Source organism: Nonlabens sp. (genome assembly GCF_039941875.1).
Lineage (GTDB): Bacteria > Bacteroidota > Bacteroidia > Flavobacteriales > Flavobacteriaceae > Nonlabens.
The window spans coordinates 22501-32809 of sequence record NZ_JBDVDQ010000020.1 but is presented as its reverse complement, the minus strand read 5'-3'; the positions used below and the strand labels follow the sequence as shown (position 1 = coordinate 32809).

At 33.1% G+C, this 10309-nt stretch carries 6 protein-coding genes; 5 read left to right on the top strand and 1 reads right to left on the bottom strand.

Going from position 1 to position 10309, the window contains the following annotated elements:
* Positions 1-1150: 1150 nt before the first annotated feature.
* Positions 1151-2422: a serine hydroxymethyltransferase gene (glyA, locus tag ABJF08_RS12275; protein WP_348116527.1), complete on the bottom strand. Its 1272-nt coding sequence runs from the start codon at positions 2420-2422 to the stop codon at positions 1151-1153.
* A 98-nt stretch (positions 2423-2520) separates the two neighbouring features.
* Between glyA and fahA the strand changes: the two genes are divergently transcribed.
* The 5 genes from fahA (at position 2521) to ABJF08_RS12250 (ending at position 10308) form a co-directional block, all read left to right on the top strand.
* Positions 2521-3810: a fumarylacetoacetase gene (gene fahA / locus ABJF08_RS12270; RefSeq protein ID WP_348116526.1), complete on the top strand. Its 1290-nt coding sequence runs from the start codon at positions 2521-2523 to the stop codon at positions 3808-3810.
* On the top strand, positions 3811-4995 hold the full coding sequence (locus ABJF08_RS12265) for a hypothetical protein (RefSeq protein ID WP_348116524.1): 1185 nt from the start codon (positions 3811-3813) through the stop codon (positions 4993-4995).
* Between the two features lie 112 nt (positions 4996-5107).
* Entirely contained in the window at positions 5108-6706 is a 1599-nt protein-coding gene (gene bshC / locus ABJF08_RS12260) for a bacillithiol biosynthesis cysteine-adding enzyme BshC (RefSeq protein WP_348116523.1), read from the top strand.
* A gap of 103 nt (positions 6707-6809) precedes the next feature.
* Entirely contained in the window at positions 6810-8342 is a 1533-nt protein-coding gene (gene guaA, locus ABJF08_RS12255; protein ID WP_348116522.1) for a glutamine-hydrolyzing GMP synthase, read from the top strand.
* A gap of 7 nt (positions 8343-8349) precedes the next feature.
* Complete coding sequence (locus tag ABJF08_RS12250) at positions 8350-10308, top strand: LysM peptidoglycan-binding domain-containing protein (RefSeq protein ID WP_348116521.1); 1959 nt, start codon at positions 8350-8352, stop codon at positions 10306-10308.
* Position 10309 lies beyond the last annotated feature (1 nt).

Genomic DNA, 10309 nt, shown 5'->3' with positions numbered 1-10309 from the left:
ACTGAGACTTAGTAGATAGGTTTATTATGTAACTCTATAGGAAAGAGGTTTCAGTCAATGTACAGCACATAAAAAGCTCGTTTTACCGTGTATTATGCAGCTGTTTGTATTTGGTTGTGCAAATGGAGGTGCAATAATTATGTCATATAACAAGAAAACAAATATTTGAATTATTCGTGGATATAGATTAGTTTTTTTTTGGATACTATTAGTATGTCAAGTGCTTAAAAATGTTATCGGAGACTATTTAAAAATCATTGATTCTCATTATTTATTTAGAAAAAATAGAAATATAGTCTGCTCTGTGCAGATGAATAGAATAGAAGAAATACGGTAAGTGATATCTTTTCTATAGAAAAAAGAATAAAATATCTCATATAGCATAATTATCCGATCGGCGTTGGTTAATGTATCTCTGAGTCTGAATGTAATATATTGTCTTCAAGCAGTAGAAATGAAACTTAATGAGAGACATTATACAGACAATTTGTTGACCTTGATCAATCACTTGGACAGTGACTTTAGTGTTGCTGAAAACATTATGAAGCTATCCTATAAGAAAATGATATCCAGTCTAGTTTAATAAAGAAGTATGATTGTAATGAAAAGGCTATCAAAGAAGTACCAAAGCATTTTTTTTATTAATAGAATTATCATCTAAAGTAATAAGCTAAAGAAGTGTTCCTTATCTATTAAAATTTATAGTTAAATCCTTTAATATTTTGTTTGGGTTATTAATTACTAGTGCTTAGTGATAGTCTTGTTAACTCAGATGTATCTGTTGTTTGTGCTTCTTGTACTTAGGATAATATAAATGATAATTGTATAAAATTTTTGTTTGATATTTTAAAATAGTTATTAAGTGACCTAATTATCTTAAGTGTTTGTTTTTTGTAAGTCAATGTTTGTTTCTGTAAGGTTGATTTTATGTTGTTTTATTTTCGCGAAAGCGATATTATAAGAATTATGTGAATGGACTGAAATTATAAATGAATGTAATTACATTATTAATTGCCATCCATAAGTCCAAAAGCATTGTATAAAGCTAAAAAAGCTCAAGTGTGTCAGTGATACACTTGAGCTTTAATTTACTATGATTATAATGTAATCTGTGCTTTTTAATAATCGAGTGAAGAATATGTTATTATCTTTAAGACTTAAATAATGGTAAAGCTTCAGTTAGGGTATATACTTCATCTTCTAGAGCAGATAAATTTTCTGGATTACCTGTTAAGCAACGGTCTATTAAATCAACGATAGTTTTCATGCTATCTTCTTTTAGTCCTCTAGTGGTTATTGCTGCTGTACCGATACGTATACCACTGGTTACAAATGGAGATTCTGTATCAAAAGGAACCATGTTTTTATTTACCGTAATGTGTATTTGACCCAGTAATGCTTCAGCTTCTTTACCGTTAATGTTCTTATTTCTAAGGTCAATAAGCATCATGTGATTATCTGTACCGCCTGAGATAATATCATAGCCTCTAGCAACAAATTCTGCTGCCATAACTTCAGCATTTTTCTTTACTTGCACCATATAGTGTAGGAAGTCTTCTGAAAGAGCTTCTTTAAATGCTACTGCTTTTGCTGCTATAATATGTTCTAATGGCCCTCCTTGATTACCTGGGAATACACCGCTGTTAAGCAGGCTAGACATTTTCTTTAGATTTCCGTTTTTTAATTTCTGACCGAATGGGTTTTCAAAATCTTTACCCATAATAATCATTCCACCTCTAGGACCTCTTAGGGTTTTGTGTGTAGTTGTAGTACATATGTGAGCATGTACAACGGCGTCCATCATGATACCTTTGGCGATTAAACCTGCAGGATGAGCGATGTCTGCCATGAGTATAGCGCCTACTTTATCTGCGATATCTCTAAATTTCTTGTAATCAATTTCTCGGCTATATGCAGAAGCACCAGCGATGATTAATTTAGGTTGTTCTTTTACCGCTATTTCTTCTATTTTATCGTAGTCCAGTCTTCCAGTCTCTTTTTCTACACCATAAAATACATTTTCATATAGTTTACCAGAAAAGTTAACTGGTGATCCATGTGTTAAATGTCCACCATGAGAAAGATCAAAACCAAGAATCTTGTCTCCAGGATTTAAACATGCATGATATACAGCAGTGTTAGCCTGACTACCAGAGTGTGGTTGCACATTTACATATTCTGCATTAAATAATTCTTTAGCTCTGTCGATAGCGATATTCTCTATTTCATCGACTACTTCGCAACCTCCATAATACCTTTTTCCAGGATATCCTTCGGCATATTTGTTAGTTAAAATAGAACCTGCAGCAGCGAGTACATCATCACTTACATAGTTTTCACTAGCAATTAATTCGATACCTTTTGTTTGACGGATTCTCTCATCTTCAATCAAGTTAAAGATTTCATTATCGTTGTAAGCCATTTTAAATATTTTGTTACAAAAATAAGCTACATATGCTATCAACCAATTCTTATATAATATATTTGAATACTACTTTTTAACAAGAAATCAAGATAGAGATGCCTAATAAAACAAATGACCCAAAGAGAAGTTCATGGATAGGATATAATAGAGATACTCATTTCCCTATTCAAAATATACCATTCGGCGTTTTCCTGACTAGGGATAACGTTATTACTATAGGTACTAGAATAGGCGATTATGCTATTGATCTAGGTGCGTTGCAGGAGATGGGATACTTTGAGAGTGTACCATTAACTGACGATATGTTTATGCAGGACACGCTTAATGATTTCATTTCTGATGGAAAGAAAACATGGCGTCTCGTACGTAATAGAATAGGTGATATCTTTGATAAAGAAAATTCTGAACTTAGAGATAATAAAGCTGATAGAGATCGCATTATATTCCCTATCAATGAAGTGGAAATGCAACTGCCTGTTTTAATAGGTGATTATACTGATTTTTATAGCAGTAAAGAACATGCTACAAATGTAGGTACTATGTTTAGAGATCCAGATAATGCTCTTTTACCTAATTGGTTGCACATGCCTGTAGCATATCACGGTAGATCGAGTTCAGTTATTCCTTCAGATATTTCTATACACCGACCACAAGGTCAGACTATGCCCGTAGGAGCAGAGCAGCCAGTATTCGGTCCGTCTAAGTTAGTGGACTTTGAATTAGAAATGGCATTTATCACTACGGACGCTAATAATTTAGGTCATCCTGTACCTGTTAACGAGGCTGAGGATTATATCTTTGGTATGGTTATTCTTAATGACTGGAGTGCTAGAGATATTCAAAAGTGGGAATATGTGCCACTAGGACCTTTTTTAGCTAAAAACTTTGCAAGTTCTATCTCTCCATGGATTGTAACACTAGATGCATTAGAACCTTTTAGAACTAATAGTCCTAAACGCGAGAAGCCAGTTTTAGATTATTTAGATTCTAAGGAAGATAGTAGTTTTGATATTAATCTAGAGGTAGATATTACACCACAGCAGGGAACTCCTACCACGGTTTGTAAATCAAATTTTAAACATCTTTACTGGAATATTTCACAACAACTAGCGCATCATACTGTAAATGGATGTTCTGTTAATAGTGGAGATTTAATGGGGAGTGGTACTATTTCAGGACCTACTAAGGATTCTTATGGTTCGATGTTAGAATTGAGCTGGAGAGGTGAAAACCCTATCCAACTCAATGATGGTACAGAACGTAAATTTATTCAAGATTATGATACGGTAACGATGAGAGGTTATTGTCATAAAGGAGAACTGCGTATAGGATTTGGAGAGGTGTCTAATACACTTTTGCCTATTTATGAGCCTAAGAAAAAGTAAATGAGAAAAACTATAATTTACCTTCTGTTTACTGTTTTAATTATCTCGTGTAGTAGTTTGAAAAAAACTGAAACTGCTTTAAATCAAGGTGATTATGATCTAGCAATAGAGATTGCTGTAAACAAGTTAATAGAAGGTAAAACAGACAAAAAAAATCAAGAATACATACCTCTTTTAAAGCAGGCCTATTTAAAGGCAGTTGCACAAGATCAGGCTTTGTTACAAAGGTGGCAATTAGATAATAACCCTGCGGTATTCGAATCTATATATGAAACCTATGTAGCTATGGATCAACGACAGGATAAGATAAAACCTTTGTTGCCTTTAACCTTGATTAAAGAAAATGAAATAGTTGATTTTAAATTTGAAAATTACAATGCTAATATAATAGCATCCAGAAATGATCTTTCTGATTATTTACTTCATAATTCAAAAACGGCTCTAAGCACAGCAAATACCATAGAGGCAAGAAGTGTCTATGGTGATTTGATCTATTTAGATAAAATCAATCCGAATTTTAAAGATACTCGTGATTTGATTAAAAGTGCCCTAGAGAAAGGGACTCATTACATTAAAGTAGATCTTAAAAATCAGTCGCAAACAGTACTGCCACAATTGCTGGAAGAAGAATTACTTAATTTTTCTACCTATGGAATTAACGATCAGTGGACGCAATATCATAACAACGAGATAGTAGAGTTAGATTATGATTATACCATAGATATAATTATAGACCGTATTATTATGTCTCCAGAACAAGTTTCTAAAAAAGAGTTGCACAAAGAAAGACTCGTACAAGATGGCTATATCTATGAATATGACGCTAATGGAAACGTGAAAAAGGACAGTTTAGGTAACGATATAAAGAGAGATAAATTTGTTACTATTAAGGCTAGCGTGGTTCAAAATACACAATTTAAAGAATCAAATGTTAATGCAGTCGTGCAGTTAACTGATAATAGAACCTCGCAAACAGTAGATCGTTTTCCTGTATCTAGTAACTTTACTTTCACCTATATCTATGGTTCTGTTTATGGGGATAGAAGAGCTCTTGATGCAAATTATCTAGAAACTTTAAATCCTAGATCCGTGAACTTTCCGACAGATGAGCAAATGATTTACGACACAGGTGAAGACTTAAAGTATAAAATAAAACAGATTTTAAATAATCTTAATTATAATTAAATAGTGTGTTTCGCTTTCGCGAAAGCGAAACATGCATGAATATCCTACTTACTATAAAATCTTAGGATTTATTTCACAGTTCAACTCCTATATTTGATGAGATTATAAATCTATGAGTCCAAAACACCAATCTTACACGTCTATTAGATATTTTTCAGATTTAATGTCTGATTATCTGGATCAAAAAAAACATGTAAAACCTTTATATCATCGATATCCAAAATTAGACAATTTTAGAGATCAAATAATTGAGAAGCAAAAGGAATGGGGTACATTACAGAATAGAAGAGAGGTCTTGCAAAATGTACTCATATCACAGTACGAGAATATAGATGATAAGGGCAAAACTCAACTAAACATTGAGTTGCTCAGTGAACAAAATACGTTTACTGTAACTACTGGGCATCAGCTCAATTTATTTACCGGACCATTATATTTTTTATATAAGATAATTTCTACTATTAATTTATGTAAAACATTATCGCATAAATATCCAGAAAATAATTTTGTACCTGTCTACTGGATGGCGACCGAGGATCATGATTTTGAAGAGATTCAATATTTTAATTATGGTGATAAAAAAGTAGTTTATAATCGCGAGTCTAATGGTGGTGTAGGAAGACTTTCTACAGAAGGATTATCAGATGTTCTAGAAGTCTTTAAAAAACTTTTAGGCAAACATGATAATGCTCAAGAAGTCATAAGCCTTTTTGAAAAAGGGTATTTAAATAATTCTAATCTTGCAAATGCGACTAGAGTCATAGCGCACGAATTATTTAAAGAAGATGGTCTGGTTATTCTAGATGCAGATGATAGAAAGTTAAAAACACTTGCAGTTCCTTATTTTAAAGAGGAATTAATCTCTCAGACTAGTTTTAAGGAAGTAAGTGATACGCTAGACTCGTGGCCACAAGAATATAAAATACAAGTTAATCCTCGAGAGATTAACTTATTCTATTTAACAGATTCTTATCGCAAGCGTATAATAGAAAAAGATGGTACTTATTCTATTGATGATACAGATATTAGATTTACAAAAGAAGAGATTCTTAAAGAATTGCAAGATAGTCCAGAACGATTTTCACCTAATGTAATTATGAGACCACTGTATCAAGAAGTGGTGCTTCCTAATTTGTGTTACATAGGTGGCGGTGGTGAGATGGCATACTGGCTAGAGTTAAAACAGTATTTTAACTCGCAACAAGTAACATTCCCTATACTACTCATGCGCAACTCTGCCTTATTAGTTACTTCGAAACAATTGAATAAGGTGAGTAAGTTAAAATTAGAAATTTGGGATCTATTTAAAAAGGATCATGAATTAACGACGCTTCTAACTAATAAAATAAGTAATATCGAGATAGACTTTTCCACACAAAAAGAACATCTTAAAAAGCAATTTGAAGAACTTTATAAAATAGCATCTTTAACAGATCAGTCGTTTGAAAATGCTGTAAAAGCTCAAGAACATAAACAAATAAAAGGTCTGGAACATTTAGAGTCTAGGTTGCTAAAGGCTCAAAAGAGAAAGCTCAAAGACCATTTAGATAGAGCTCTATTACTTAAAAAAGAACTGTTCCCTCACGATAGTCTACAAGAAAGGCAAACTAACTTTTCTGTATTTTATCAAGAATACGGATCTTCTTTTATTTCAAAAATTAAAGAAAGTCTAGATCCTCTAGATCAAAGGTTTAGTGTCATAGAACTATAACAGTCTAGCAAGCTAATAACAGACTTGATTTTTCTTTTGAAAACACGTTAACAAAAGTGTGTCATATCTTTAAACTTTAGATATTAAAAAAGTAAATTTGCTCATGCAACACGACAAGATATTAATATTAGATTTTGGATCGCAATACACACAATTAATTGCGCGCAGAGTAAGAGAGTTAAACATCTATTCTGAAATCCACCCTTTCAACAAAGTTCCTACAGATTTAGATCAGTATAAAGCTATCATTCTTTCCGGCAGTCCTATGTCTGTAAGGTCTGAAGATGCTTTTCATGTAGATCTTAAAGAAATAAGAGGTAAAAAACCCCTTTTAGGTGTTTGTTATGGAGCACAATATCTAGCTCATTTTCATGGTGGAGAAGTAGGCGCATCTAGTACTAGAGAGTATGGTCGTGCAAATTTATCTTTTGTAGAAAGTGATCCTTTTTTAGATGGTATAGAAGCAGGTAGTCAGGTATGGATGAGTCATAGTGATACTATTAAAAAATTGCCAGAAAATGGTATGTTGTTAGCCAGTACTCATGACGTAAAAAATGCTGCTTATAAAATTAAAGGAGAATCTACTTATGCGATACAGTTTCATCCAGAGGTATATCATTCTACTGATGGTAAACAAGTATTGGAGAATTTCTTAATAAAAATAGCAAACGTTACACCAGACTGGACACCAGATAGTTTTGTTGAAGAAACGGTAGCTAAATTACAAGAAAAAATAGGAGGAGATCGTGTCGTTTTAGGTCTTTCTGGAGGAGTAGACTCTTCAGTAGCAGCGATGTTATTGCACAAAGCGATAGGTAAAAACCTCTACTGTATTTTTGTAAATAATGGATTATTGCGTAAAGATGAGTATACACAAGTCTTAAAGCAATATGAAGGAATGGGGCTTAATGTAAAAGGCGTTGATGCTTCGGCACGATTTATGGATGCTCTTAAGGGATTAAGTGATCCAGAATTAAAACGTAAAGCAATAGGTCGTGTATTTATAGAAGTGTTTGATGATGAGGCACATGAGGTTAAAAATGTAACTTGGTTAGCACAAGGTACTATTTACCCAGATGTAATAGAAAGTGTAAGTGCGACAGGTGGACCTAGCGCAACTATAAAATCACATCACAATGTAGGTGGATTACCAGACTTTATGAAACTTAAAATTGTAGAGCCTTTAAAAGCGCTATTTAAAGATGAAGTACGTAGAGTAGGTAAATCTATGGGGATGGCTGCAGAGCTTTTAGGTAGACATCCATTTCCAGGACCAGGGCTAGCTATTAGAATTCTAGGAGATATCACACCAGAAAAAGTAAGTATACTTCAAGAAGTAGATGCTGTTTTTATAAATAATTTGAAAAAATGGGAGTTGTACGATAAGGTATGGCAAGCCGGCGCAATTTTACTGCCAGTGAATAGTGTAGGTGTAATGGGAGACGAGCGTACTTATGAAAAGTGTGTCGCTTTAAGAGCCGTAGAAAGTACTGATGGTATGACTGCAGACTGGGTGAACTTACCTTATGAGTTTTTACAGGCAACCAGTAATGAAATAATAAATAAAGTTAAAGGCGTTAATAGAGTGGTGTATGACATCAGTTCAAAGCCGCCGGCAACTATAGAATGGGAATAGAAGAAAGATGAAAAATATATTTATAATAATTTGTATGTGTTTCGCTTTCGCGAAAGCGGATGCCGCATTCATGCAAAATTACAAACAACATACAGTTGAGCAAGGTGAGACTATTTATACCCTTACTCAAAAGTATAAAGTAACTTCTGAGCAATTATTAGAGCTTAATCCTGATTTAAAGTCGGGATTAAAGTATGGTCAGGTACTTTTAATACCAGCTCAAAATACCGTACTTACTCAAAGAAGAGTAGAAAAGTATAAAAAGCACAGAGTAAAACGCAAAGAGACGCTTTATAGCCTTTCAAAAAAATATAATATCACAGAGTTAGATATTAAAGAGGCAAATAAAGAGTTGTATTCAAATCCTTTAAGAAAAGGAGATAAAATACAAATACCAATCTTTGAAGAGGTAGAGCTTTCTGTTCAAGATTCTGAACCTAAGGAACCTATTTTAGACCCTACAAACTTACCAGATGGTAAGTATTTAGTTAAACCTAGTGAAGGAATGTATGGTATTGCCACAAAACATGGTATCAAGGCTAAGGAGCTTGTTGAGCTTAATCCTGATGTTAAAGATTTACGTCCTGGAATGATTTTAAATGTGCCTAAAGGAGTTACTGTTGATGCAGAACCGATGCCAGAGCCAGTAGATTCTGAGTCTAAAAATGAGCAACCACTAATGACGGAATATACTATACCTAAGAAAATGGGTATGTATTCATTAAAGAAACTTGCAGGAATTAGTGAAGACTCTTTATTAGCTCTAAATCCACAGATAAAAGATGGACTTAAAGAAGGTATGAAAGTAACTATTCCTAATCCAGATTATGGTAAAGAAGTAGTGGTAAAATCAAATGTAAATACCACGGCTAGTTTAATAGATAGTTTAAGGAATTTTAAAAGACAGCGCATTGCTGTTATGTTACCATTTTCAATTCATAAGACAGATGGAAATGCAAACCGTGATCTTTTAAAAGCAGATCGTACTATGCGTATAGCTCTAGATTTTTATAGCGGTGTAAAAATAGCAGTAGACAGTGCAAACGCATTAGGTATTCCAGTAGATTATGATGTTTTTGATACACAGAAAAGTTTACAGACCACTAAAAATATTCTAAATGCGACTGATTTTGCTGATTATAATGCAGTTTTAGGGCCACTTATGTCCGATAACGTTGTGGAAACTGCAAAGGAGATAAAGCGTATTAATGTTCCTGTTATATCTCCACTAACAAATACTAATGTAAAACTGTACCGCAATTTATTTCAGGCTAGACCTAGTAATGACATGCTTAAACAGCAGTTTAAAGATTTTATAGTAGCGTACTCTAAAGGAAAACATGTAATTATCGTTACAGATAATAATAATCCTAAATTGAGAAATGAATTTACTTCTATACTACCGTCTGCAAATGTGTTAGTGCCTAATTCAAAAAAGAATTACATCTTTAGCGTAGACTATATTAAAGAACTTCAAGCAGATGTTGAGAACGTAGTTATACTAGCAGTAGATAATGTTGGTTTCATTACTGATGCTATTACAAATTATTCGGCTAAAGCAGACTCTCATAAGATAACGATGTTCGGTTTAGATAATTTTGAAGAAATGGATTTACCTAATTCAAAATTGGCACAATTAAACTTTGTCTATCCTAGTATGTATAAAGAAAGTGAAGAAAGTAATTCTTTTGTGAATAAGTATTATTCCACTCACAGTATCACACCTAATTCTTATGCGGTAAGAGGTTTTGACGTTACTCTAGATCTTATTTTAAGACAGGCTAGCTCTTCAGATCTTTATGAAAGTGCTATGAGAAATGGAAGGACTGTTATGACAGAGAATAAGTTTGACTATTCTAAAAAGTCATCTTCTGGTTTTTACAATGACGCGATGTACATCTTGCAATATCAAGAAGATTTAAGCATCAAAGAATTAGATATTAATACTATTACTAATAAAGAGTAAC